Origin of the sequence: Candidatus Microthrix parvicella Bio17-1 (assembly GCF_000299415.1) — a bacterium.
In the GTDB taxonomy this organism is placed as follows: Bacteria; Actinomycetota; Acidimicrobiia; order Acidimicrobiales; family Microtrichaceae; genus Microthrix; species Microthrix parvicella.
The window spans coordinates 13,207-38,689 of sequence record NZ_AMPG01000006.1 but is presented as its reverse complement, the minus strand read 5'-3'; the positions used below and the strand labels follow the sequence as shown (position 1 = coordinate 38,689).

25 protein-coding genes, 3 tRNA genes and 3 pseudogenes are annotated in these 25,483 nt (G+C 64.2%); 3 read left to right on the top strand and 28 right to left on the bottom strand.

Annotation, left to right across the window (positions count from 1 at the left end; all coding sequences use genetic code 11):
* Positions 1–9: 9 nt before the first annotated feature.
* The 8 genes from MPARV_RS23110 to MPARV_RS0117985 form a co-directional block, all read right to left on the bottom strand.
* Positions 10–498, bottom strand: a complete 489-nt coding sequence (locus MPARV_RS23110; RefSeq protein ID WP_012229007.1) for a cytochrome C oxidase subunit IV family protein — start codon at positions 496–498, stop codon at positions 10–12.
* 11 nt (positions 499–509) lie between these two features.
* A complete protein-coding gene (locus MPARV_RS0118015; protein ID WP_012229008.1) occupies positions 510–1,160 on the bottom strand; it encodes a cytochrome c oxidase subunit 3 in 651 nt (216 codons plus the stop codon).
* The gene (gene ctaD / locus MPARV_RS0118010; RefSeq protein WP_020379246.1) at positions 1,153–3,264 is read right to left on the bottom strand and encodes a cytochrome c oxidase subunit I; all 2,112 of its coding nucleotides are present in this window, start codon (positions 3,262–3,264) and stop codon (positions 1,153–1,155) included. The genes MPARV_RS0118015 and ctaD overlap by 8 nt, the downstream gene beginning before the upstream one ends.
* Positions 3,265–3,286: 22 nt before the next feature.
* Positions 3,287–4,450, bottom strand: a complete 1,164-nt coding sequence (gene coxB / locus MPARV_RS0118005; protein ID WP_020379245.1) for a cytochrome c oxidase subunit II — start codon at positions 4,448–4,450, stop codon at positions 3,287–3,289.
* A 33-nt stretch (positions 4,451–4,483) separates the two neighbouring features.
* Positions 4,484–5,377 (bottom strand): hypothetical protein, encoded by an 894-nt coding sequence (locus MPARV_RS0118000; RefSeq protein WP_012229012.1) that lies wholly within the window; start codon positions 5,375–5,377, stop codon positions 4,484–4,486.
* A gap of 13 nt (positions 5,378–5,390) precedes the next feature.
* Entirely contained in the window at positions 5,391–5,969 is a 579-nt protein-coding gene (locus MPARV_RS0117995; protein WP_012229013.1) for a cytochrome c oxidase subunit 3, read from the bottom strand.
* Positions 5,966–7,600 (bottom strand): cbb3-type cytochrome c oxidase subunit I, encoded by a 1,635-nt coding sequence (locus MPARV_RS0117990; RefSeq protein ID WP_020379244.1) that lies wholly within the window; start codon positions 7,598–7,600, stop codon positions 5,966–5,968. Before MPARV_RS0117990 ends, MPARV_RS0117995 begins: the two co-directional genes overlap by 4 nt.
* A gap of 146 nt (positions 7,601–7,746) precedes the next feature.
* Positions 7,747–8,688 (bottom strand): heme o synthase, encoded by a 942-nt coding sequence (locus tag MPARV_RS0117985; protein WP_012229015.1) that lies wholly within the window; start codon positions 8,686–8,688, stop codon positions 7,747–7,749.
* Positions 8,689–8,776: 88 nt separating this feature from the next.
* Between MPARV_RS0117985 and MPARV_RS0117980 the strand changes: the two genes are divergently transcribed.
* The 3 genes from MPARV_RS0117980 to MPARV_RS23105 all read left to right on the top strand — a co-directional run bounded on the left by MPARV_RS0117980 (position 8,777) and on the right by MPARV_RS23105 (position 11,191).
* Entirely contained in the window at positions 8,777–9,829 is a 1,053-nt protein-coding gene (locus MPARV_RS0117980; RefSeq protein WP_020379242.1) for a COX15/CtaA family protein, read from the top strand.
* A complete protein-coding gene (clpS, locus tag MPARV_RS0117975; RefSeq protein ID WP_012229018.1) occupies positions 9,826–10,137 on the top strand; it encodes an ATP-dependent Clp protease adapter ClpS in 312 nt (103 codons plus the stop codon). The genes MPARV_RS0117980 and clpS overlap by 4 nt, the downstream gene beginning before the upstream one ends.
* 70 nt (positions 10,138–10,207) lie before the next feature.
* Positions 10,208–11,191: a DUF2017 family protein gene (locus MPARV_RS23105; RefSeq protein WP_157789715.1), complete on the top strand. Its 984-nt coding sequence runs from the start codon at positions 10,208–10,210 to the stop codon at positions 11,189–11,191.
* 91 nt (positions 11,192–11,282) lie between these two features.
* Here MPARV_RS23105 and MPARV_RS0117965 read toward each other — a convergent pair.
* The 20 genes and pseudogenes from MPARV_RS0117965 to secY form a co-directional block, all read right to left on the bottom strand.
* Positions 11,283–11,355 (bottom strand) — tRNA-Phe (locus tag MPARV_RS0117965).
* Positions 11,356–11,415: 60 nt separating this feature from the next.
* Positions 11,416–11,493 (bottom strand) — tRNA-Asp (locus tag MPARV_RS0117960).
* A 255-nt stretch (positions 11,494–11,748) separates the two neighbouring features.
* A tRNA-Glu gene (locus tag MPARV_RS0117955) sits at positions 11,749–11,824 on the bottom strand.
* 112 nt (positions 11,825–11,936) lie between these two features.
* Positions 11,937–12,647, bottom strand: coding sequence for an HAD family hydrolase (locus MPARV_RS23100; protein ID WP_031279196.1), 711 nt, complete (start codon positions 12,645–12,647; stop codon positions 11,937–11,939).
* A gap of 22 nt (positions 12,648–12,669) precedes the next feature.
* Complete coding sequence (locus tag MPARV_RS0117945) at positions 12,670–14,073, bottom strand: NAD-dependent malic enzyme (RefSeq protein ID WP_012229022.1); 1,404 nt, start codon at positions 14,071–14,073, stop codon at positions 12,670–12,672.
* 161 nt (positions 14,074–14,234) lie between these two features.
* Positions 14,235–14,747, bottom strand: a pseudogene (locus MPARV_RS26275) (fasciclin domain-containing protein); the annotation flags it as partial.
* Positions 14,748–14,771: 24 nt separating this feature from the next.
* Positions 14,772–15,167: pseudogene (locus MPARV_RS26270) on the bottom strand (fasciclin domain-containing protein); the annotation flags it as partial.
* A 278-nt stretch (positions 15,168–15,445) separates the two neighbouring features.
* Positions 15,446–16,936: a molybdopterin-dependent oxidoreductase gene (locus MPARV_RS0117930; protein WP_420886290.1), complete on the bottom strand. Its 1,491-nt coding sequence runs from the start codon at positions 16,934–16,936 to the stop codon at positions 15,446–15,448.
* A 347-nt stretch (positions 16,937–17,283) separates the two neighbouring features.
* Positions 17,284–18,285, bottom strand: a complete 1,002-nt coding sequence (locus MPARV_RS0117925) for an anti-sigma factor domain-containing protein (protein ID WP_012229029.1) — start codon at positions 18,283–18,285, stop codon at positions 17,284–17,286.
* Positions 18,282–18,905, bottom strand: coding sequence for an RNA polymerase sigma factor (locus tag MPARV_RS0117920; protein WP_157789714.1), 624 nt, complete (start codon positions 18,903–18,905; stop codon positions 18,282–18,284). The genes MPARV_RS0117925 and MPARV_RS0117920 overlap by 4 nt, the downstream gene beginning before the upstream one ends.
* Positions 18,906–19,043: 138 nt before the next feature.
* Entirely contained in the window at positions 19,044–19,796 is a 753-nt protein-coding gene (truA, locus tag MPARV_RS0117915; protein WP_020379234.1) for a tRNA pseudouridine(38-40) synthase TruA, read from the bottom strand.
* Positions 19,797–19,977: 181 nt separating this feature from the next.
* Positions 19,978–20,331 (bottom strand): annotated as a pseudogene (gene rplQ / locus MPARV_RS0117910) (50S ribosomal protein L17); the annotation flags it as partial.
* Complete coding sequence (locus MPARV_RS0117905) at positions 20,328–21,272, bottom strand: DNA-directed RNA polymerase subunit alpha (protein ID WP_012229034.1); 945 nt, start codon at positions 21,270–21,272, stop codon at positions 20,328–20,330. The gene MPARV_RS0117905 and the pseudogene rplQ, both read right to left, overlap by 4 nt.
* A gap of 98 nt (positions 21,273–21,370) precedes the next feature.
* Positions 21,371–21,988, bottom strand: a complete 618-nt coding sequence (rpsD, locus tag MPARV_RS0117900; protein ID WP_012229035.1) for a 30S ribosomal protein S4 — start codon at positions 21,986–21,988, stop codon at positions 21,371–21,373.
* A 17-nt stretch (positions 21,989–22,005) separates the two neighbouring features.
* Entirely contained in the window at positions 22,006–22,404 is a 399-nt protein-coding gene (rpsK, locus tag MPARV_RS0117895; RefSeq protein ID WP_012229036.1) for a 30S ribosomal protein S11, read from the bottom strand.
* 73 nt (positions 22,405–22,477) lie between these two features.
* Complete coding sequence (gene rpsM / locus MPARV_RS0117890) at positions 22,478–22,855, bottom strand: 30S ribosomal protein S13 (protein ID WP_012229037.1); 378 nt, start codon at positions 22,853–22,855, stop codon at positions 22,478–22,480.
* A 48-nt stretch (positions 22,856–22,903) separates the two neighbouring features.
* On the bottom strand, positions 22,904–23,017 hold the full coding sequence (rpmJ, locus tag MPARV_RS23930; RefSeq protein WP_081582422.1) for a 50S ribosomal protein L36: 114 nt from the start codon (positions 23,015–23,017) through the stop codon (positions 22,904–22,906).
* Positions 23,018–23,068: 51 nt separating this feature from the next.
* Positions 23,069–23,293 (bottom strand): translation initiation factor IF-1, encoded by a 225-nt coding sequence (gene infA, locus MPARV_RS0117885; RefSeq protein ID WP_081582421.1) that lies wholly within the window; start codon positions 23,291–23,293, stop codon positions 23,069–23,071.
* A 206-nt stretch (positions 23,294–23,499) separates the two neighbouring features.
* On the bottom strand, positions 23,500–24,144 hold the full coding sequence (locus MPARV_RS0117880) for an adenylate kinase (protein ID WP_012229039.1): 645 nt from the start codon (positions 24,142–24,144) through the stop codon (positions 23,500–23,502).
* Complete coding sequence (secY, locus tag MPARV_RS0117875; RefSeq protein WP_012229041.1) at positions 24,144–25,481, bottom strand: preprotein translocase subunit SecY; 1,338 nt, start codon at positions 25,479–25,481, stop codon at positions 24,144–24,146. The genes MPARV_RS0117880 and secY overlap by 1 nt, the downstream gene beginning before the upstream one ends.
* Between the last annotated feature and the right edge of the window lie 2 nt (positions 25,482–25,483).

Genomic DNA, 25,483 nt, shown 5'->3' with positions numbered 1-25,483 from the left:
AGGTCTTGGCTATCCGCCGGGTGTGAGCGCCGCGTCAAGGGGCACCGTCGTCTGCGGAGGCGGTGGGTCATTGAACTCCGGGATGCCCGAGTCCACCCAGAACACAAAGACGGAGAGCACGGCGGTGTACACGATCACCGCAGCGATGGCGCCCCCGTAGAACACCCTGCTCAGCACTTTGCTCTCATAGCGCAGGTGCATAAAGAACCCGGCCACCATGAGGAACTTGATCAACATCAAGACCATCAGGATCGGACCATAGATCCTGCCGTTGTCGAGGAGTTCGGGCAGTGCGATCTCGATGGCGGTCAGCACCGCCAGCAATGCGCCAACCTTGACATAGATCATGTCGGAGTGGTGCACCATGCGATCGAGGCCGGGATCGGCCTCAAGGGTGGCCATTTCAGCGGCGGTCAGCGTGTCGTGCTCGCTGAATGGCGAGCCGGGTAGTGACTCGATGCTGGACGAACCCGAGTCTTCAGGGCTGGTGGTGCTCACGGGAGACGCTCCTACTTGATCAGGTAGACGACGGTGAAGATGAGAATCCACACCACATCGACGAAGTGCCAATACAAGCCGATGATCTCCACCGACTCGGCCTTGGATTGGGGGATCCGGTCCTTGAACGACAGCACCAGCAACGTCAGCAGCATGAGGATGCCGAAACTGACGTGGACACCGTGAAACCCGGTGAGAGTGAAGAATGCCGACGACGACACGTTGGTCGTGTAGCCGAAACCCTCCCTGACGAACTCGGTGAACTCGTACACCTGACCACCGATGAAGATCGCACCAAGAAACGCTGTGGTTCCCAGCCAGAGCCGCAGGCGGTGATGGTCACCGCGTGCGATTGAGGTCACCGCCAACACCATGGTCAGCGAGCTCATAAGCAACACGAACGAACTGGCCGAGGTGAACGCAATGTCGAACACATCGGAGATTCGCTCGGTGGACCCGGAGATGCCAGGTGCAAGCGGGCGGTTCTTGTACAGCAGGTAGGTGGAGATCAAGCCACCGAAGAGCATGCAGTCCGAGCCGAGAAACACCCACATGCCCAACTTCTCGTTGGAGACGCCGGTGCCGGTGTCATGGACCGCTCCATGACCGTGGCCGGCCTCGGAGCCGTCAGCGCCCGCAGTGATCGTGGCGGTATCAGACATTGGCGGGCTCCTCGGTTGCAACCTTCGCGTCGCTCACCTGCATGTCGGCGGCAGCTGCGTCGGTTGGCTCGTCCTGATCCGACCCGTCGGAGAGGGCCGTCTCGGCATCCTCGGAGGGGCCGACGTCGTGGTGCGCATCGTGAGCTGTATCGACGTCATCGGGTGGTTCCAACGCCCAGCCGACCATGCCGGCGATGACCAGCGCAGCGCCGAGCACGGCAAACCACAGGTTGAAGATGACCCCGTAACCGATGAACGGCAGGCCCGAGGCCAGCAGGATGGGCTGGTAGGACGGCGACGGAAGGTGCACGCCGACCGAATCGCCCTTCTGTGCGACATCCTCGATGTTTGCGATACGCACCGGGCGGCCGTCCTCATCGTGGCCGTACTTCAGGTACCAGGCCTCGTCGAGCTCGTGCACGGTGGGGATCGGGTCATAGTTGTACTCGGGAGTGGGGCACGGGATGGTCCACTCCAGGGTTCGGGCGTCCCATGGGTCCGGCCCGACGGCTACCGGGTTGGCCTTGTGAGCCTTGTAGCTGGAGTAGACGTTGTAGAGGAACAGGGCAACGCCGATGGCCATGGTGTAGGCGCCGATACTGGCCACCATGTTCCAGAGGTTGAAACCCTGGTAGTCGCTGTAGGTGAAGATCCGGCGGCTCATACCTTCCATGCCCAACACGTGCATCGGCCCGAAGGTGGCGTTGAAACCCACGAACACGAACCAGAATGCAACCTTGCCCAGCTTTTCCTGGAGCAGGTAGCCGAAGATCTTCGGGTACCAGTAGTAGACGGCCGCCAGGAAGCCCAAGACTCCCCCACCGAAGATCACGTAATGGAAGTGAGCGACGATGTAATAGGTGTCCGTCTGTTGTTGGTCGGCCGAGGCGAAGGCGTGGGTCACGCCCGACAGTCCACCGATGGTGAACATGGCAACGAAGGCAACCGAATACATCATGGCCACCGTCATGCGGATACGGCCGCCCCACATGGTGGCCATCCAGTTGAGCACCTTCACGCCGGTTGGTACTGCGATGGTCATGGTTGCCAACGAGAACGCGGTGACCGACATGGGCCCCATGCCCGAGGCGAACATGTGGTGCGCCCACACGCCGAAGCCCAGGAAGCCGATGGCGATACCTGAGAACACCACGAAGCGATAGCCAAACAGCGGCTTACGGCTGAACACAGGGATGATGTCGGACACGATGCCGAAGGCCGGCATCACGATGATGTACACCTCGGGGTGGCCGAAGATCCAGAACAGGTGCTGCCACAGGAACGGATCGCCACCCTTGGATGCGTTGAAGAAGGTGGCGCCGAAACGACGGTCAAAGGTCAGCAGGAACAACGCCACCGAAATGACCGGCACTGCGAATGCAAGCAGGAACTGGGTGACGAGGGACATCCAGGTGGTGGTCGGAATACGCCACCACGTCATGCCCGGAGCCCTCATGTTGAACACCGTCACAATGAGGTTGATCGAGCCGATCAGTGAGGCGAGGCCCACGATCTGGAGACCGACCGCATAAAAGTCGATGCCGTGGCTGGGTGAAAAGACCACGCTGGAGTTGGGTGCGTAGTTGAACCAGCCACCATCGGCCCCGCCGCCGAGGAACCACGAGCTGTTCACGAAGATGGCGCCAAACAGGTAGACCCAATAGCTCAGCGCATTCATTCGGGGAAAGGCCACATCCCTGGCACCGATCTGCAGCGGGATGATGTAGTTCATGATGCCTGCAGCGAACGGCATGATGAAGAGGAAGATCATCGTGATGCCGTGCATCGTGAAGACCTGGTTGTACAGGTCGGCTGACAGCAACTTCTGACCCGGCGCAGCAAGTTGCGCACGAATCAGCAACGCTTCGCTCCCGCCGATCACGAAGAACACCATGGCCGTGCAGGCATACATGATGCCGATGCGCTTGTGGTCCACCGTGGTGATCCAAGAGCGCCAACCGGTGGTGCTCTGCGGGCGGGTGAAGACGCCAAGAGGCCGCGCCGGCTGCGCTCCGTTGGTGGATGGCACTAAGGCCCCCGAGCCGTTGCCGTCTGGGTCGACGGTTGCCGGGAGGTCTTTCTTGTCTGGTTCAACGATCGTCATGTTGGTCCTTCGATCCGTTGGGTCAGTTGAGGGTGACGAGATAGGCGACCAGGGCATCGATTGTGGCCGGGTCGAGGTTGAGGTTCGGCATGCCCTGCTGGTTGTCGGGCATCATCGGTTTCATGGCTTTTGGATCTGTCAGCCAGTCCTTGAGGTTGCCCTCATCGGGCTTTCCGTCCTCGTAGTGAAGGGGGAACATGTTGCCCGAAAAGCGCTCCCTGGACATCAGGTGAGTGAGGTTTGGCGCCACGCCGGGTCGGACGGTGGGCACGGCTTTGCCGTCGAGGCCCTTGTAGTCGGCCACCGGCCCCGCATTGCTGTACTCGCCCTCGGCCGTCAATCCGTTCACCTGGTGGCAGTAGGCGCACTGCGACAGAAAGGCCGTGCGACCCTCCTCGGCCAACTTGTTGCCCGGCTCTGCGGGGGACGCGGTCTGATCGGTCACCCACTGGTCGTAGTCCGCCGGGGTCAAGGCCTTGACCTCCATGCGCATGTAACCGTGCGACAGTCCACAGAATTCGGTGCACTGACCTTCGTAAATGCCTGGCTTGTTGGCATTGATGGCCATGAAGTGTGTGGAGCCTGGACTGGCATCCATCTTTCCATTCAGCGCGGGGATCCAGAACGAATGGATGACGTCGCGGCTGCGGATATTCAGTTCAACTTGACGGCCCGCCGGTACCACCATCTGGTTTGCGGTGATGATGTCGGGTTGACCATCGGAGTCGAGGTCGTATCGATACTCCCACCACCACTGCTGTCCGTACACGTCGACATGGATGGCGTCTGGAACCCGCTGCTCCAGCTTGAAGATCGTCTGGACGTTCAGGACGGCCAGACCAGCCAGCAGGATCGCCGGCAGAGCAGTCCAAGTGAGCTCGAGCGGGGTGTTGCCATGGATCTGCACCGGGTCGTTCTCACCATGCTCTTCGCCCCGGCGACGGCGGAACTTGATCACGATGACCACGATCACCACCTGCACGACGACAAACACCACGCCGGCGATGATGAAGATCGGCTTGACGAGGGTGTGGATCGTGTCCGCCTGCTGTCCCTTGGGGCTGAGGGTGGTCAGCGGATAGGTGTCCTGGTTGCCACACGACGCCAACGCCGCCACCAAGGCGACGCCAACCACGCCGTGCACGGTGCGGCGAACCGGTGCGGGAAGTCTGCTGAGGAGGTTCATAGAAGGGTCCATCGGTCGAGTTGGAACAAGTGCTTACGCTGCCACCAGGGCGGATGGCCCCGGTGCAGAGATCGAGGACGGCATCGCACCAGTCTGGCCCTGGTTGTCCACCAGCAGCCAGGCGGCCTCATTGTCCTCGGGATGCTCTTTGTGATCGTCGGCCAGACCGCCCCAGATGCCGGCGCCGATCACGATGACGCCAAACAGGATCACCACGGCCAACACGACGCCACGATTGATGGTGGGCCGAGCCGACAGCGCGAATGCGGTGGACATGACGGCCAGCGCCAACCCGGCGGCAATGATCGCTGCGCCCATACCGGCGGTGGCCAGGAAGAGACGGGAAAGCGCAAACACCACGATGCCAAGACCGACCGCAACGCCCACCGGCACCTCAAGAGGCCACAAAACCCGGCGGCGCGCCGTGCGGTTGACCTCCGGATCGGCCGAGGTGCGCTCGCTCCAGACGGTCAGTGTCCACTCGGCACCGATCAGGAACGCAGCGAACAAACCCAGACCAAAGAGAAACGGCTGGAACGACAGGCCGACCACTGCGATACCGAGGGCAAGGGCAAACAGTGCAGGCCAGGGCACGACATCCATGGGCGGCTGGTCGACGTAGGAACGGTCAGGTGCTTCCACCTCCACGATCGACACGGCGTCGCCGTCTCGAAATGCGGTGGTCAGCGCGCCCAGGCCGACGCTGAGCCCAGCAAAACCCATCAACGCGGCATAGCCAAAGTGGTCGCCGACGCCGCCCTTGTAGCCGAACGTCAACGGACCGAGAACAGCGCCCACCGCACCGTCGCCGGCAAGTGTGCTCCACGTGCCCGCGTCCATGGTGTTGGTGATGAAGCCATACAGCACGGCTGAAATGAAGGCCCCGATTGCGAGGCCAAAGTAGGTACGTGACCCTGTGTTGATCATGGGTGCCTTCGCCTCACTTCGTGACGTAGACGGCGTACCAAACCAGTACGTACACGCCGACCGTGGTATGCCAATAGAGCGCAGCCGCCGACCATCCGTCGGGATAGCGGCTGGAGAACTGTCCACCAAATGTGCGGAAGGCCATGACGGCCACCATCAAGAGGCCCACCAGCACCATGGCGACATGCGCTCCCACCACGGCGAAGGTTGCGCCGGCCTCGGGTTGGACGCCAACCGCCAGGTCACTTTGCGACATCAAGTACCAGGTGCTGTTGAGAAACGACAGCCCCAGCAGCGCTGTAATCCCGATGGCCCAATAGGCCTGAGACCGCTCGTCCCTGGCGATGGCCCACACCGCCCATTGGATCGACAGCACCGAGAGGCCAAGACCCCAGAACATCACGTTGGGCTGAGCGAGCGGCATCGAGACGCCGTCAAAGAACTTCTCCGAGGCGGAGCGAATCTCCAGGTAGTTGCCAAGCAACAGGACCACCAGCATGGCGGATGAGGCTGCGGCGAAGGCCGCACCCGCCACCGTCTGGCGGCGTTTGGGCAACACCGCGGGCGTCACCTCGGCGGGGATGGTGCTCATTGCTCGCTCCCTTCGGCAGTGCCGGACGCCTCACGAGCGTCCAGCAGCGGCGAGGCGGAGACCACCTCGGGCAACTCGTCATCGAAGTTGTTTGTGCTCGGCGGAGAGGACGTGAGCCACTCCAGCGTGTGACCGTCGAATGGATCGACAGGACCATCAGACTCACCTCCGCGCAGCCCGGCAGCCAACCCACCGGCGGCACCCAGAACGCTCAGCGCCAGCAGGACCGAACCCGCTGCAATCAGCCAACCGGCCGTCTCAGGCGCACCGGCGCCGCCATCGATGGATGCAACAGCGTCGATCACTCCGCCCACGCCAGCCAGCAGGCCGCCAAGCGCAGCCAGCAGCGCCATGCCCGCCGCTGCGCCCTTGGCAGGCATGGAACCCGTGAACTTGACGCCCCAGAAGGCGAGGGCAGCCAACAAACCGGCGACCGCACCACCGAGGATCATGTTGGATTGACCGTCGATCAGTCCGTTGACCGCAGGCAAACCCAGCAGCCCGTCCTCACCGCCGCCGTAGGTATTGAGTGCTGCCAAAGTTCCGACGATGCCGGCCAATGCGAGGAGCCCCAGTGCTGCCAGCACACCAACCAGGGCGTCTGGGGCGGCCGGAGCGCCGCTGAGTCGACGAAGTTGCGGAAGCAACCCTGCCAGGGTGGCCAACACCGCCACGAGGGCCAGCACGGCCAGTGCAGCCCAGACAAATGTGTTGACCGCCAGGTTGGGGTCGACCGCCCAGACCCCGAAAGAGGCGACGCCAAGTACGACGATCAGACCTCGAAAGACGAAGCGCTGCATCAGGCGGGCGCCGGTGGCCACCGGCAGAACGTCGACGGCCAAGCCGATCACCGGGATGGCGATGATCCAGATCGCAGGTTGCCAGCCAAGAAATCGCAGGTCCGCAACGGCGCCAATCTTGATGGCGCCTGCTTCGGCACGATTGGCCTGCATCAGCACGCCGACCGCCACAATCGCCGGGACCGTTGCGAGCCACAGCGCCCCCGACACCAACATCGAGTAGGCGAACATCGGGGTGCGGGCAAGCGTCATCCCGGGAGCCCGCAACGTGAGCACCGTGGTCATCACTGCGATCATGCCGCCCAACAGCGAAACCGCGCCGGCTGCGAGCGAAAAGATCCCGAGGCGCCCCATCTCGTAGGAGTTACCGCCCAGACCCCCGTCACCGAGGATCGACACGACGTACAGCACCGTGGAGATCAGCCATGAGTAATACGACAGCGCCACCAACCGTGGGAACGAAATGCCGCGGGCGCCAACCTGAAGCGGCACCACATAGATGGCGAGTCCCACGATGAGGGCCATCACCCCGAGCACGATGACGGCGATGTCTGCCGACTGTCGAACCTGCACCGACCATGTGCCCAGCAGTGGATCAGCGCTGTTGGCGCCGGCCCAGCCCACCGCCCGTGCCACGAACAGACCTGCGGTCACCAGCAGCGCCGCCAGCGTGAACCGCCGTCCCAGACGCTTGTGGTCGACGGCACCGAGGTAATGCTCGATCGCGGTCAACTCGGCTGCGGCCGCCTGCGGCCGGCTCTCGGGCTTTGCCGCTGCCAGCGCGGGTGGTGCGGCAGGGGGCGCCTCAACCGTGGTGTCGGTTACTGCCATGTCCGTTCCCTACCTCGACGTCAGAGTGATTCATGGTTCGTGTTGCTGTGCCGTTCAGGGTCGTGCTGTGCTCGACGGCGCGACCGATGCGGACATTACTCCCAGAAGACCGGCGGTTGGAAAACCGTCGACCAGGGGAGACTGGGTCACCAGGGCCAGCCCAGCCCTGCCAACTGGTCGACGGCCATCGCCCCGAACAGGACAGTGATATAGGTGATCGACCATCCGAACAGCCTCATCGCCGCAGCGGGAGTGGGTGTTCGCAGCACAGCAAGTGCAGACCAGATGAACACTCCACCGCTGATCAGGGCCGCCCCCATGTAGATCCAACCCAGGTCGGCCACCGGTGCCAGCACCAGCGACACCACCACCAGGGCCAGCGTGTAGGCGAGGATCTTGCGGGCGGTGACGTTCAGCGTCGTGACCGATGGCAGCATCGGCACGTTGACCGAGGCGTAGTCCTCGCGGTACTTCACCGCCAGCGCCCAGAAGTGTGGCGGCGTCCACAGGAAGATCAGCAGGAACAGCAACCATGGCGCCCAGCCCAGCGAGCCGGTGACGGCCGCCCAGCCAATCAGCACCGGACCTGCCCCTGCGGCGCCACCGATGACGATGTTCGAGGAGTATCGACGTTTCAGCCACATCGAGTACACGCCCACGTAAAACGCAAACGAGGCGAACGCCAGCATGGCGCTGAGCGGATTGACCGCAAACCACAGCAGGGTCACGGCAACCACCTCGATCGTCAGCGCGAAGATCAGGGCGTTGCGTGGGGTGACCGCTCCGGTCACCAGGGGGCGGTTTGCCGTGCGCTTCATCTTGGCGTCGATGTCACGGTCGATGAACATGTTGACGGCGTTGGCTCCGCCCGCCGACAGCGTGCCCCCGACCACGGTGGCCACCATGAGCCAGATCGACGGCAGGCCACGCTGCGCGACGATCATCACCGGCACGGTCTCGATCAACAACAGTTCGATGATCCGGGGTTTGGTGAGCGCCACGTACGCCCCGATCGCACTCCACCCTCTAGCGCTCGAGCCCGCGACCGCAGACGGCGTCGTGTGAGTGAGGTGTGTTGCCGTCGCCATCGCGTCAAGGGTACGCCCCGCCGACGGCCGGTGGCCAAGCAACAACCTGCCATCGAGGCAACGCCAACCCAGCGCTAGCCTGACGGCCGTGAACCCCGGTCCCATCCAACCAAGCCTGCGAGCGGGCGAGGACAGCGCTTCCGAACGGGCGGCGACGGACGGCACCGGGGCCCAGAACCCTGGCGGTTCGGCCTCCGCGCTTCGCAAGATGACCGGGTTCGTTCGTCAACCGGTGAGCCCCCGCGCCTACCGCAGGTTCACCTTTGCGGCACTGCTGCTCCTCGGCATCATCGTCCTGACCGGCGCCGCCGTGCGGCTCACCGGATCCGGCCTTGGCTGTGCAGACTGGCCCCGATGCTCCGACACCGAGGTCATCGGCACGCTGTCCGGTCACCAAGGCGTCGAGCAGGCCAACCGCCTGTTCACCGGCGCAGTCTCGGTGGCGGTCGCCGCTGCGGTGCTCGGCGCCGTTCGCCGCCGGCCGTACCGTCGCAGTCTCACGGTCTGGGCCTGGTCGTTGGTGGCGGGCGTGGTGGCCCAGATCGTTTGGGGCGGCGTCACCGTGTTGACCGACCTGAACCCGGCGGTGGTCATTGGTCACTTTCTGATCTCGATGGTGCTGGTGTGGTCGGCCACCGTGTTGCACGTGCGCGCCGGCGACGCCGACGGGGCAGGCGGGCCATCGCCCGTCAAGCCCGGTGCGCTCCCTCGCGTCAGCGTCGCTGCCAGGTCGGCGGGCGCCGCCTTGGCTCTGGTGGTACTGACCGGCCCGGTGGTCACCGGCACCGGGCCGCACGCCGGCGATGCCACCGCCCCGCGGTTTGGCTTCAACCTCACCTCGGTCGTCCGGCTGCACTCGCTCACCGCCTGGCTACTGGTGGGTGCCGTGGTCTGGCTGGCGATTGAGGCAGGCCGGAGCGGCGACGGCCCCACGACCTTCCGGGCTCAGATCATCGTGCTGCTCACCCTCGCCCAAGGCGCCATCGGCTACACGCAGTACGCCCTGGGCGTGCCCCCGGTGTTGGTGGCGGCCCACATCGTCGGGGTCACCCTGCTGGTCGTAGCGGTCACCCGCCTCGTGCTGCTCACCCCGGTCACACCCGGTGCCCGTCCGCTCCTCCCGTGGGCGTCGACGGAATGATCCGCGGATCGTCACTGAGCACCACGGCACCCGACACCCTCGAACGCACCGAGGTCGATGAATCACTCTCGTTGGACCGCCCATGGGTGGTCATCGTCTGGAACGACCCGATCAACCTGATGGAGTACGTCACCTTCGTCTTTCAGTCACTGTTTGGTTTTTCAAAGGAGAAGGCCACCAGATTGATGCTGGACGTGCACCAGTTGGGCCGAGCCACCGTGGCCACCGGCACCCGGGAGCGGTGCGAGCTCGACGTTTCCCGTCTGCACGAGCACGGCCTGTGGGCAACGATGGAGCAGGATTCGTGACCACCCGGCCCCCGCCGTGACGGAACCCGGTGCGCCACCTGATGGCGAGCGGCCCTGGTTCGTGCCGGTGATGACCGCGGAGGGCCCGGATGGGGCGTGGGGTGACAACGTCCAGGACGACGCCGAAGCCGCATCCGGCAATGACGCCGTCGAGCACGATGATGCCGCCGATGACGCCGCCGATGACGCCGCTGGCGGGCTGTCCGGCGTGGCTCCGGGCACCACCCTGGCGTGGAGTGGCTGGGCGATCGACGAACAGCTTCCAGATCGGCTTTGCGCAGTGACACGGTCACTCGCACACCGGCTCACCCAGGAGTTGCCCGAATTGGCCCACCAAAATCCAGAGGGCGGGCAGCACTTCAACCACCAGCAGTTGATGGCGGCCATGGAGCACGCGCTGGGAACACTCGCCGAGGTCTGCGATGGTCGCACGCTGGCCGGCGAGGATCTGGGCGCTGCGTTTGGGGCTGCTCACGATGGTGCAGTGATCGCTGCCATAGTGGCCGCCACCACCGACGAGTCTGCGGTGGCCCAACAAGGCCGGTGGTTGCAACGGACGTCCGAGGAGTTTCACCACGCCATGTGGAGACGATTTGTACCAATGGACGACGGCCGGTTTCGGGTGCGTCTGCGCCGCGGCGAGCGTGTGCTGGTTGCACGTGTGCTGGCCGAACAGCAGCAGCGGCTTGCCGAGGACACACCCGACCTGGCGCCGCTGTTTCCTCCCGGCTACGGCGATGTTGACCCCGATGCGGCAATTCGCTCGGCCGAGTTCGCCTCGCTAACCCGGGACGACCTCATGATGGGGCGACGCAACGCACTCCAATCAATGCAGGCCTCGCTGGGCGAGCGCATCATCGACGCCGATACGCTCGCCGCCTGGATGCGGACATTCAACGACGTTCGTCTGGTCATGGGCACCAACCTGGAAATCGACCATGACGAGCAGCCACCGCCAGTTCCGTGGGACCCCACGTTCCCCGCCTGGCGCTCCTATTCGCTCCTCGGCAACCTGGTGCACGAGGCCGTCATGGCCCTGCGCACGCAGCTGTAACCCCCCGTACATCGGCCGGGCCCTCACTCCGAGGTCTGGCCCGGACGCGAGACGGGCCGAGCCCTGAGGCCCGACCCGTCTCGTGATGATGTGGTCGGGACCGGCGTCGATCCGGTGACCTACCGCTTTTCAGGCGGTCGCTCTACCAACTGAGCTACCCGACCAAGACCACAAACCCGGACCCTTGGGGCACGTGCCCCCAGGGTTGATTCCGGTGTCTGTGGTGGCGGTCCCGACGGGATTTGAACCCGCGACCTCCGGCTTGACAGGCCGGCGTGCACTCCAAACTGCACCACGGGACCAGCGCTATTCCTTCACGAGCCGAGGCCCGATCAGGAAGCGACACCTTATCCGATACGCAGGCGGTCTCCGCCAGTCGGTATCCGGTCAGGCACGACGAAGCGCCGCGCACGCCCCGTTCGGGAGCGGGTTGCGCGTTTGATGCTGAGTGCGATGAGTCCCTGCATGAAGCCACCGCCGGATGGCCGGATACGCCTACCAGGGGTCCACGCCCGCTGGGTTTGAGGCGGCAACCGCCTCCACGCCGGACCTCGCTCTGGCACCCCCAACGGGATTCGAACCCGTGTTGCCGCCTTGAAAGGGCGGTGTCCTAGGCCGCTGGACGATGGGGGCCAGTCCCTCGCGGGAGCCTCAGAGCGTACCAATGCCGGACCACAAACCGGAAGCCGGTTGCAATCAGCACCGGTTGCGGCGTTGCGGCGCCGACCGCTGCGAGCACCGAGGCTCAGCCGATGCCCAACATTGCAGGCAGGTCCGGGTGGTGGTCCAGAACCATGTCGGCTTCCGGCAACTCGGTCTGATCATCGCGCCAGTGGCGATAGCGCACCGCGGTGATGCCCCTGCCGAGCGCCCCGGTCACATCTGTGCGTCGCAGATCACCAACGTGCGCCGTCTCACCCGCCGCCACACCCAGCCCGTCGAGTGCATGATCGAAGATGCGTGCGTCGGGCTTGTAGATGCCCACATCGTCAGAAAACGACCAGTGATCGAAGTACTTCAGCACCTCGAAGTGCTCGAGGTACCCCCGAAGTGCCGTTGACGGGGTGATACCGACATCGCAGACGATGCCCACCTTGATGCCTGCGTCCTTGAGGGTGCGGAGCGTGTCCGCGATCCCGGGGGCCAGGATACGTTGGGTAACGGGCAGCCCTCGGTGCAACTCCGCAGCCACGGCATCGTGGGCCGCGGGGTCATCGATGGAAAGTTCCCCCAGCACCTGAGCCGACCATTCCTCGGGTGAAAACGGTCGGTTCTCCCGCCAGCGCACCTCGTAGAAGCTCTCTGCGGCGGCGGTGGCCGCGAGAAGTGCCTCCTTGGCCACATCGGCCTTCACCGACGCCAAGGCCACCATCACCCGGTCGACCCGCTGATCTTCGGGCGAATCGTGCTCACCGATCAGGGTGTTCCAGAAATCGTAGGTGACTGCGCGGATCAACGGGCGGTCGACTCGACGGGCTTCAGCGATTGCGCACCACTCCCTCACTCCGGGCCGCGGCACTGACTGCCGCCGCCACCCGATCGGCGACACGCGGGTCGAACACCGACGGGATGATGTGGTCGGCAGCAAGATCGTCCCCAACCACCGAGGCGATCGCATGCGCGGCCGACAGGTTCATGCCCTGGGTGATCTTGGTGGCCCCTGCATCGAAGGCACCTCGGAACACGCCGGGGAAGGCCAACACATTGTTGATCTGGTTGGCAAAGTCCGAGCGGCCGGTGGCAATCACCGCCGCGATGTCGGCGATGAGCTCGGGCCGAATCTCGGGGTCGGGGTTGGCCATCGCGAAGACGATCGGGTCGGCGTTCATGCTCTCGACATCCTCCCGGGTCAAGACATTGGGCGCAGACAACCCGATGAACACGTCGGCGCCACCCATCACATCGGTGAGACTGCCGGCGAGCGCCTCGGGGTTGGTGTGCTCGGCAAACCACTGCTTCGAACTGTTCAGATTCTCCCGACCGGTGTGCACCGCGCCCTGCGAGTCGACCCCAACCACATGCGTCGCTCCCGCGCCCATCAGGATTTTGGAAACGGCAACTCCTGCGGCACCCACACCGGACACCACGATCTTGATCTCGCCGAGCGCTTTGCCAACAATCCGCAACGCATTGTCCAGCGCGGCGAGGGTGACGATGGCCGTGCCGTGCTGGTCGTCGTGAAACACCGGAATGTCAAGGCGTTCCACCAGCGCCTCCTCGATTTCGAATGCACCGGGGGCGGCGATGTCCTCCAGGTTGATGCCACCGAAGGTCGGGGCCAGGCGGGCCACGGTCTCAATGATTTCCTGCGGATCCTTGGTGTCCAGGCAGATGGGAAAGGCATCCACCCCGGCAAAATGCTTGAACAGCAACGCTTTGCCCTCCATCACCGGCATGGCCGCCTCGGGGCCGATGTCACCCAAACCGAGGACTGCGGTGCCGTCGGACACGATGGCCACCGTATTGGCCTTGATGGTCAGGTCGTGCGCCCTCGCCGGATTCTTGGAGATCTCCATGCAGACCCGGGCCACACCCGGCGTGTAGGCCATCGACAGGTCATCGTTGTCACGCAGTTCCGACAACGAGCTCAGCTCGATTTTGCCGCCCTGGTGCAGGTCGAAGACCTGATCGGACCACTCGAGCACGATGATGCCGTCAATGTCGTTCACCGCTGCCAGCACCTGCTCCTGGTGCGACTCGCTCCTGCAATACACGACGGCGTTTTGCACCAGATGCGAGGTCTTCACCTCGAACCCGTCGAGCGCGGCGATGTTGGCACCCACCTCGCCGATGGCCATGGCCAGCCGGCCCAACATGCCGGGGCGGTTCTCCATGCGGACACGCAGGCGCAGTGAATACGCGGGGGTGGGGGTATCAGCCATTTTCTCGACGCTACTTCCCTCGAAGGATGGTTACGGAAGTCATGACCCGGCAACGAGCGACCGAGGGACCGACGCGATGGTGCGGGAGGCCTCCGAGGAGACCTCCCGCATCGTCGTAAATCCGCTGGACTCAATGTCCGGCTCGTTGGGCTAGCAGCTCACTAGCTGGGCATCAGCACCGAGTCGATGATGAACACGGTGGCGTTGGCGGTCTGAACATTGCCGCAGACCACAGTGGAGTCGTTCACCTTCATGGTGTCGCCATCAGCGGTGATCTTCAGCTCGGAGCCCTGCAGGCTCTTCACCGAACCGGCATCGATCAGGTCCTGGGCGCTCATCTTGCCCTCAACCACATGCACCTTCAAGATGTCGGTCAGGTCACCGGTCGGGTCGGCCAGCAGCGTGTCCAGCGTCTCCTTGGGGATCTTCTGAAACGCCGAATCGGCGGGAGCGAACACCGTCAGGGCCTCAGCCGAGTTCAGGGTGTCACCAAGGTTGGCGGCGGTGACCGCGGCAACCAGAGTGGAAAGCGCCGGGTTGTTGGAGGCCGCAGTGGCCACCGGATCCTCCGACATGCCCTCGAAGCTGCCCTTCCCGTCAGCTGGGACCGCAGCGCAGCCCTCACCAAAGTTGTCGTCGGCGAACGCAGCGGAGGCAGTGTCGCCGGAGGCGGCGTCGGCTGCCTCGGGCATGAGCACCGAGTCGATGATGAACACGGTGGCGTTGGCGGTCTGAACATTGCCGCAGACCACAGTGGAGTCGTTCACCTTCATGGTGTCGCCATCAGCGGTGATCTTCAGCTCGGAGCCCTGCAGGCTCTTCACCGAACCGGCATCGATCAGGTCCTGGGCGCTCATCTTGCCCTCAACCACATGCACCTTCAAGATGTCGGTCAGGTCACCGGTCGGGTCGGCCAGCAGCGTGTCCAGCGTCTCCTTGGGGATCTTCTGAAACGCCGAATCGGCGGGAGCGAACACCGTCAGGGCCTCAGCCGAGTTCAGGGTGTCACCAAGGTTGGCGGCGGTGACCGCGGCAACCAGAGTGGAAAGCGCCGGGTTGTTGGAGGCCGCAGTGGCCACCGGATCCTCCGACATGCCCTCGAAGCTGCCCTTCCCGTCAGCTGGGACCGCAGCGCAGCCCTCACCAAAGTTGTCCTGACTGAAATCTGCTGAGGCAGTGTCGCCGGAGGCGGCCGTCGTCTCGGTGGTCTGAGCCGACGTGTCGGACGCATTGGTGCTTCCGTCATCGTCGGAACAACCGGCGAGAATCAATGAACCGACGAGGCCGAAGGCGACGATGGCTTTGCGGGGCTTGGTGTTGAAACGCATGAATGGGTTCCTTTCGCAGGGGTTTTCGTGGACGTAGTGGACGTTCATGTCACGTTCACCACGATCTTTTGCCAACCGGTTGCACCATCTGGGATGGGTTTGACCCGGTCGAACGGTTGAGTTTCGCCGTCGGCATTGGTTGCTCTGACAACGATGGTGTGACTGCCTGAGGTGGCCTTCCAGGGGTAGGACCACTGGACCCAGGTGTCGGCTGAGGGGACGGGTGCCAGGTCGGCTTCGACCCAGGCGGCGTCGTCGATTTTGAGTTCCACCTTGTCGATCCCGACGTGCGGGTCCCAGGCGACGCCCGCCACGGGCACCGTGCCAGGATCGACCGTGTCGCCGAGGCCGCCGGGGCGGTCGATGCGGCTGAGGGTCTTGATCGGTGCGTCGGTGGCCCAGTCACGCTTGGTCCAGTAGGCCTGCTCGGCCTCAAAGGTGGTGACGTTCAGTTCGGACAGCCACTTGGTTGCCGAGACGAATCCGTACAGTCCGGGCACCAGCAGACGTGCCGGGAAGCCCCGTTCCAGCGACAACGGCTCGCCGTTCATACCGACGACCACCATTGCGTCCCGCCCGTCGTAGATCGTCTTCAGTGGGGTGCTGGCAGTGAAGTCGTCCACCGAACGGCTGAGCACCTGATCGGCCCCGTCCTGCGGTCCGGCCTCGTCGAGGAGCTCGGCGAGCGGCACGCCCAACCACTTCGCGGTGCCGGCCAGACGCCCCCCAACCTGGTTGGAGACGCACACCAGCGTGATCGTGCGCTCGATGAGGGGGCGGTCAAGCAGGTCGGCGAGCGAGTAGCTGCGCTCGTTGTCCACCATGCCCAGGATGTCGAGCTTCCAGTCTTTGCCGTTGACCCGGGGGATCTCCAGGGCGGTGTCCACCCGGTAGAAGTCCTTGGCCGGGGTGATGAAGGGGGTGAGTCCAGCGATGTCCGGATCTATGCCAGAAGGAAGAGCCTTTGCGGCCTCCGCCGGCTTGGGCAGAACGATCTCTCCCCGATTGGTCGACACCTTGAACAGTCCGGAAACGGCCTTCCCGAGCCCGCCGGCCGCCGCCGCACCTGCGACGACGAGGGAGGAGCCGACCAGAAATCGACGACGGTCGGCGGAATCGGAAACCCCCGCCTGCCGCTGTGGTGGCCACAGCAGCAGATCCAGCACCGCTGCGGCGGTGAGACCGCCCAGGATGCTGGGGAGAACGGCGAGCGGCCCTGCGCCGGTGCGGCTCAACGCTGAGACCGCACCGACGAGGGCGAAGACACCGGCACCGACGGGGGCGGCGATGCGGCGCTTGGTGGTGAGCATGCCGAGCACCGCACCAAAGATGAAGAGGAAGATCGTGGTGCCGAAGATCAGGGCGATCTTGTCGTTCTGCCCGAACGTTGCAATGGCGAATTCCTTGACGGCATTGGGCACATTGTCGACGACAACATTGCCCACGGCGACCACCGGTGATGAGACCGAACTGAATGGCGCAGCCACCAGTTCGGCTACTCCGAGGGCGGCTCCGGCGGCGGCCAGACCGGCCACCAGGCCGCTGATCCATCCGCCCTGCTGTTGGCGGGGACCACGAAGCGCACCCACGGCCTCCTCCACCCGGGAGACCCCGGGGAGGGAGGAGGCGGAGTCGACACGGGGGGAGCCTGACTCCTGGGGGGTGGGTGCGTTCACAACTCTTCTTCGGGGCTGTCCGCATCCCCGGATCACCCAAATGGGTGTGACACGCGACACATCACAGAGGGGCCGAGACTCACATAGAAGCGCACCCCACGCACCCAGTTGCGGGCCGCTCCCACGGGGTGACGCGGCAGCGCCACCCCGTGGAGGGGTGGCGCTGGGTTGGCCGCTGGAGGGTCACGCCACCCGGCGGCCAGGGGTCAGGTGAACTCGCCCGCCGCCACGGGGTCGTGATCAGAGCTGACCACGCCACCTGCCGTCTCGACCGTGATCGCCAGCGCCCTGGCATCGGTGGCGGTCTGGAACGCGCTCACCCGAGGGCGGTTACCCAGCACGCCGACCGAGACCACGTTGTCGTCCCGGGCGGCCCACAGCTGATAGGTCTGATCCGCAGGCAGTTCAGGCAGATTGTCGGCAAACAGGTAGCCGGTTCCATCGGGCCTCACCGCCGCCCGCAGGTTGACCTTCAAATCATCCCCTGCAAGGTCGACCAACTCGGAGGACGGATCGGCAAGCGCTTCCTGGGCCGACCGCTCGATGCTCCCCGAGGCCATCTCGGCGCTCAGGTTGTCGATTCGGTCGCCTTGGCGAACCACCAGGCCACCAAGCATCAGCACCGCCACCACAGCGGCCGCGGCCGCCAACATTGGCCAGACCTTCGACCGCAGGCTGCTCACCGAGCCACCACCTGCGACGGCTGCGCCAGGCGGAACATTGTGGCCTCGTGCCTCCCGTCGGCTGCTCAGCTCGTCGGGCACCGCCCTGGCATGGCCGTCTTCCAACGCATCGCCGCCAGGCGCGGCACCCGCTCCGGGGTTCGGCCCAGAAGACCGGTCGGTGGGCCCCGTCGTGGCGATCATGCCCGGCCGTCCGCTGAGCGAGCCCTCCGGAAACAAGGCTGAGACGGAGGGCGCTCCTCCTGTCGATTCACCAGGCGCCCCGTCAGACTCGGCCAGCCGGTCGCGCAGACGGTCCCAGGTGCCGATCGGAGGGGCGGAGGCAGCCTCGGCCGCCAGCGCATCCACGGCGACCTGGAGGGTTGCCAGTTCGGCGCGGGCGTCGGGAGAGCGTTGCAACAACGCGTCAACCTCCGCTCGCTCCTCTTGGGAGACGGCATCGAGGGCGTAGACCCCCAAGAGTGTTTCGATCGACTCAGCGGCGCCGTCTCCGTTGCCGGCGGCACCATCGAAGTTGGCGGTCATGTCTGGACTCCTAGTCCTGCCGCCTCCAAATGCGAGGCAAGCTTGGCGAGCCCCAGCCGGATCCGGCTCTTGGCCGTGCCTTCGGGGATGGACAGTTGTTCGGCAACCTCCCGGTAGGTTCGGCCACCGAAGTAGGCCAGCACGATTGCGTCGCGCTCGGAGGTCGAGAGTTCTTCGAGGGCATCCCGGATGTTGGATGACCGAATCATTTCCCAGGCTTCGCGCTCGATGTCGGCCGAAGGCCTGGTTGTGGCCAGATCCACCTCGTGACGCTCCTCACGATTGCGTCTGGCCTGTTCGCTACGAATCCGATCGACCGACCGGCCGTGGGTCATGCGCAACAGGTAGGTGCGCAGCGTGCCCCGTTCCGAGTCGAACTTCTCAGGAGAGTTCCAGAGACGAACAAACGTGTCTTGGAGCACCTCCTCGGCGATGTGACGATCGCAGATCACCCGGTTGGCCAGGCCATACACAGCATCGCCATGACGTCGATACAGCTCGCGCAGCGCCCCTTCGTCGTATCGGCCGACTGCCACCACCAGGGCGGCATCGGACTGGGCAGCCAGTTCGGGGTCCATCTGCTCATATTCCGAGGCTGCATGGCCATCTGGATCACTCACGGTGCAAATTCCCCTCCCAGTCCCACGAGCACGCAGCAGCATGACCGAGAAACACCTTCGTAGGATGACGCCAACCTGACAGCGCTGAGCCGACCTGGTGTACGTCGTTGGGTGTCCCTCGTCGGAGGTCCGACGGTATCAGTACCCCACCTCCCACAGCGTCAAGCCATGAGCCGGGGCCACCCGCCCGCACTGCTGTCGATCTTGAGATTCCAGGGCTTCAGCAACCGAGGCCACGCTGCGTCGGCCCTCTCCCACCTCGACGAGCGTTCCCACCATCGATCGCACCTGGTGATGGCAGAACGAGCTGGCAAGCACCCAGAAGTCCAGCCGATTTGTACCGTCGGGAACGATGGCAAACTCGAAAAGGTTGCGGACCCGCGATCGCTCCGGCCTGCCAGGCGCCGGCGGCGTGCGACGACAGAATGCAGAGAAGTCGTGCCGGCCAACAAACGTCTGAGCCGCCTCGCGCATCGCCTCCGCGTCGAGGTCGCCCTCGGTGTGCCAAACAAAGCGGGCCAGCTGGGGATCAACCCATACCGAGGTAACCACCGAGTAGCGATACCGGCGCCATATCGCCGAAAATCGAGCGTCGAACGACCCGGGCACCACGAGTGCCGCGATCACGGCGATCTCGGGCCCCAACATCCGGTTGAGCGAACGCACCATCCGAAGCGAGTCCAGGTTGGCATCGCTCTCGAAATGCACCACCTGGCGCCGGGCGTGCACCTCGGCGTCGGTCCGACCGGCACACACCAGCACCACCGCGTGGCCGCACATCTTCGCCAGGGCACCCTGCAACTCCCCGGCAACGCTGCGGATCCCAACGTTGACGGCGAACCCCCTAAAGCCGGAGCCGTCATAGGCGACATCCAGCCGCCACCGCGTCACCTCAGCTCTCCCCCGACGCCGACGTCGGGTTGAGCGACGCCGACGCGAGACGACCACCCGCCCCATCGAAGGGGTCGAGCGGTCGCATCGAGGTAGTGCCGTCGGGTGATGGCGCCCAGAGGCAGAGCGAGGCGGCCCAGGGGGTCATTGCCGCTCGGTGCTGCCGCCCCAAAGAGCGTCAGACCAGTTCGATGATCGCCATCGGGGCGTTATCACCCTTGCGGCGGTCGCTCAGCTTCAGAATGCGGGTATACCCACCCGGCCGGTCGGCATAGCGCGGACCGACGTCCTCCATCAGCTTGTCGGCGATCTCGGTGTCGTTGAGAAACGCGAGGATCTGGCGGTGATTGTGCAGGCCGCCCTTTGCCGCCTTGGTGATGACCTTCTCGGCCACGGGGCGCAACGCCTTGGCCTTGGCCTCGGTGGTGACGATTCGTTCCGCAGCCACCAGCGAAGCGACCAGGTTGGCCAGCATCAGCCGCTGATGCTTGGCCGAGCCGCCCATGCGCTTGCCCTTGGTTGGTGTGCCCTTCATCCGAGCTCCCGTGAGTTGAGGGACAGCCCTCGCTCGTCAAGCTTGACGAGCACCTCGTCGAGGGACTTCTGTCCAAAGTTGGTGATGGCCAGTAGGTCGTCGGGGGTCTTCGACAACAGTTCGCCCACGGTGTTCACCTGGGCCCGCTTCAGGCAGTTGCGGGGACGCTCGGAGAGTTCCAGGTCTTCGATGGGCAGCTCAAGATCGGGCGACAAACCGGCAGCGGGTGCCAAATCGCCCAGCTCGAGTCCTTCGGGCTCGTCGGTCAGCTCGGCAACGAGCTGTACGAGGCCGGTCAACGTGGCGCCGGCCGAGGCCAATGCATCACGGGGCTCCAACGAACCGTCGGTCTCGATGTCGATCACCAAGCGGTCGTAGTTGGTCGACTGCTCAACCCGGGTGGGCTCCACCGTGAAGGACACGCGCCGAACCGGTGAGTAGATGGCATCGATGGGAATTGCACCAATGGTGGTGTTGCCCTTGGTCGAGTCGGCGGGCGAGTAGCCACGGCCACGCTCGATGGTGAGCTCCATGGCCAAGTGACCATCCTCATTCACCGTGGCCAACGCCAGCTCGCCGTTGAGAATCTCCACATCGGTGGTGGTACGAATGTTGCCGGCGGTCACCGTGGCGGGGCCCGCCACATCGAGGCGGAGAACCACCGGCGCATCGGACTCCGACGAGACGACGACATCCTTCAGGTTCAGGATGATGTCGGTGACATCCTCTGCCACACCGCGAATCGTGTCGAACTCGTGCAGCGCATCATCGAATCGCACAGAGGTGATGGCAGCGCCCGGGATGGAGGACAGCAATGTACGGCGCAGCGAATTGCCCATCGTGTGCCCGAAGCCGGGCTCAAGTGGGCCGATGGCGAACTGCTGACGGGTACCTTCGCCCTCGTCGAGGGCTTCGACCGTGGGTCGTTGGATCACGAGCATGGTGGTCGCACCTTCCTAGGGGGGGTGATCGTGGAGAAACTTCGTTGGTACTTCGCCGGTGGAGGACGCCCCCGGGTCGGGGGGCGGTTCCGTCGGCCTTACTTGGAGTAGAGCTCGACGATGAGCTGTTCGCGCACCGGGATGTCGATCTGTTCGCGCACCGGCAGTTCGCGCACCGTGATGGAGTTGTTGTTCTCCCCACGCTCCAGCCAGGCCGGAGGGGTGCGATCGAGGGTGTCCTTGTTCCAGGTGATCGTGATCATCTCGCGGCTCTTCTCGCGCAGCGTGACCACATCGCCCTTCCGCAGGCGGTAGCTGGGGGTGTGCACCCGCTTGCCGTTCACCTCGAAATGACCGTGGCTCACCAGCTGGCGGGCCTGGGGCCGGGTGGCGGCCAGTCCTGAGCGGTAGACGACATTGTCGACACGCAGCTCGCAGTACATCAGCAGGGTCTCACCCGTGACCCCAGGCCGGCGGGAGGCCTCTTCGTACAGCTTGCGGAATTGCTTCTCAGTCAGGCCGTAGCTGAAGCGCGCCTTCTGCTTCTCCTGCAACTGCACAAGATATTCCGACACGTTGCCGCGTCGTCGGGTGCGGCCGTGCTGACCTGGTGGGTAGGGACGCTTTTCCATGGCGAGGTCTTCGCCCTTGGTTCCCCAGATGTTGGTGCCGAGGCGGCGCGAGACGCGCGCCCGGGGTCCTGTGTAGCGGGACATGTGTTTGTTCCTTCCTGCTACTGACGGCGCCGCTTGGGCAGCTTGCAGCCATTGTGGGGTACGGGGGTGACATCCTTGATGCCGATGACCTCGATACCGAGGTTCTGAATCGACCTGATGGCGGTCTCTCGACCGGAACCGGGTCCCTTGACCATCACGTCCACTCGCCGGACGCCATGTTCCATGGCCTTCCGGCCCGCCTGTTCGGCCGCCATTTGGGCGGCGTAGGGCGTGGACTTCCGAGAGCCCTTGAAACCAACGTTGCCACCCGACGCCCAGGCGAGGATGTTGCCCTCCTGGTCGGAGATGGCGATGATCGTGTTGTTGAACGACGATTTAATGTGCACGACGCCATGCGTGACGTTTTTGCGCTCACGACGGCGGGGTTTGCGTCCGCCGGCTTGGGGCTTGGCCATTCGTCTTCCTCAGCTTCGTTCCGGTGTATGGATCGTTCGGTGATCGGTGATGATCGGGGCAGGTCCGCAGGAATTACTTGCGGACCTTCTTCTTGCCGGCCACGGTCTTCTTCGGGCCCTTACGGGTGCGGGCGTTGGTGTGGGTGCGCTGGCCCCGCACGGGGAGGCCACGACGGTGCCGAAGCCCCTGATAGGAGCCAATCTCCATCTTGCGCTTGATGTTCTGTTGCACCTCTCGGCGCAGGTCGCCCTCCACCTTGAGGTTGGCCTCGATGTAGGCGCGGAGTTGGCTGACCTCAGCCTCGGTCAGGTCGCGGACACGGGTGTCCTCGGGGAGACCGATGTTCTCCAGGATCGCCGACGCCTGGCTGGGGCCGACGCCATAGATGTAGGTGAGGGAGATCACCAACCGCTTCTCGCGTGGAATGTCCACTCCGGCAATACGTGCCATGTCTTTAGCGCTCCTCGATCATCTGGATCTCAACCATGGATTCCGACCTCAGCCCTGACGCTGCTTGTGACGCGGGTTGTCACAAATCACCCGCACGGTGCCACCCCGACGGATGACCGTGCATTTTTCACACATGCGCTTGACGCTGGTTCGAACCTTCATGGCTGCCTCTCGGGCTCCTCGACGACGTTGCCGTCGAAACTTGCTGGTTGATTACTTGTACCGGTATGTGATGCGACCTCGGGTGAGGTCGTAGGGGGTGAGCTCCACCTGAACCTTGTCGCCGGGCAGGATGCGGATGTAGTGCATGCGCATCTTTCCGGAGATGTGGGCCAGCACCTGGTGGCCGTTTTCCAGCTCGACGCGAAACATCGCATTGGGCAGCGACTCGTTGACGGTGCCTTCCATGACGATGGCGTCTTCTTTGGACTTCGGCAGGGTAACTCCTCAGTTGCGGACGGACGGGACTCGACCATTGCGGCCGAGTGCGAGGTGTGGGCGGCGGCAACGGCCAGCGCCCCGGGTGGGGTTGGAAACCGGAGAAATGGGCGCATACGGTGCAATACCGTGCTGCGAAGTTCGAAGAGCGCCCGAGCCGACTGACAATCTTATCCCCAACCGGCGGTGAGACAAAACCGAGGTGCTCATGTGGCCTTCCGCCCCTCGACGGCGGAGGCCACGCGCTGTGCGACCTCATCAACATCTCCAACGCCGTCGACGGTCACCAACATGCCGGCGCGGTCATAACGACCGAGCAGCGGTTCGGTCTGTTGGGCGTAAAGCGCCAGGCGGTGCCGAACCGCCTCCTCGGTGTCATCGTCGCGTTGAACCACCGGGCTACCGTCAATCTCGCAGCGGGCCGAATCCGCGGCGGGGTCGCCGACGGTATAAATGTGGCCGGAGGCCTCGCACACTCGGCGCGAGCCGATCCGTTGCACCACGACGTCCTCGGGAACCTCGAGGTTGATGGCCAGGTCCAACGGTGGATCCGCGATCTCATCAAGGTCGGTGGCCTGCTTCGGGGTGCGGGGGAACCCGTCCAGCAACCAACCATTGGCGGCATCATGCTGCGCCAGGCGTTCGGCGACGATGCCGCGCAGCACGTCGTCGGGAATCAGGTCGCCGCGGTCCATGATGGCCTTGGCCGCCAGGCCGATCTCGGATCCTGCGGAGATGGCGGCGCGGAAGATGTCCCCTGTGGAGATGTGGGGCACGTCGAGGTGCAACGCGAGCAGTTTCGACTGCGTGCCCTTACCGGCACCCTGGCGACCAAAGATGACCAACCTCATCAGTGTTTCTCCGGCTTGTCGGAGAGGAAGCCCTCGTAGTTGCGCAACATCAACTGGCCATCGATCTGTTTCATCAGTTCGAGGGCCACACCCACGGCGATCAGGAGCGATGCTCCACCGATCGAGAAGGCAATGCCCGAGTTGGCCTTGCCCACGATCATGATGATGATGATGGTTGGGGCGAGCGCAAGGAACGAGATGAACAGGGCGCCCGGGAAGGTAATCCGGTTGAGCACCTTGGCCAGGTAACGCTCGGTCTGCGGGCCTGGCCTGATGCCGGGGATGAAGCCGCCCTGCTTGCGCAGCTGATCGGCCTGTTGCACCGGGTCGAACGCGATCGACGTGTAGAAGTAGCTGAATGCGAAGATCAACAATCCGAAGATGCCCAGATAGATCGGCGAGGCCGCCGCCACCAGGTTGTCGTTGATCCACTTTCGAATGGCGTTGCCCCAGTCGGTCTGGGGCAGCACGTTCACCAGCAGCACCGGCATCTGCAGGAACGCTGACGCAAAGATGATCGGGATGACGCCCGCCTGGTTGACCTTCAGCGGAATGTAGGTGCTCTGTCCGCCATACATACGACGGCCCACCTGACGCTTCGCAAACTGCACTGGGATCTTACGGGTGCCGTTTTCGATGTAGATGATGAACACCAGCAGGATGGCGGCGACCACGGCAACCAACGCAACCGCAAACCAGCCGTTCGAAGCTCGCAGGCTGGCACCAACCGACGGGAAGCTGGACACCACCGAGCAGAAAATGATCAGCGACATGCCGTTTCCGATGCCGCGCTGAGTGATCAGTTCGCCCATCCACATGAGCAGTGCGGTACCTGCGGTAAACGTCACCACGATGAGGGAGAGCGTGCCCAGGTTGAAGTTGGTCACCAGCGAGATGTTCTCGTTGGTACTCAGCCCGCCGCCACCGTTCTGGAAGAGGTAGACAAAGCCGGTCGACTGCAACACGGCGATGCCGATGGTGACGTAGCGGGTCCACTGCGTGATCTTCCGCTGGCCCACCGCCCCCTGCTGTTGCCATTCCTCCAGCTTGGGGATCACAACGCCCAGGATCTGCAGAATGATCGATGCCGTGATGTACGGCATGATGCCCAACGCAAAGATGGCGAACTGTGTGAGTGCGTTACCCGAGAACAACTGGAGGTAGCTGAGCACACCACCCTGTTCGGCCTGCGCCTTGATTGCCGCCACTGCCGACTGGTCGATGCCCGGCGCCGGGATGTAGGACCCCAGTCGGTACAACGCCAGAATGAACAGCGTGAAAAGCACCTTGTTCCGAAGTTCCGGAATCTTAAAAAGGTTGCGCAGCGACGAAAACACAG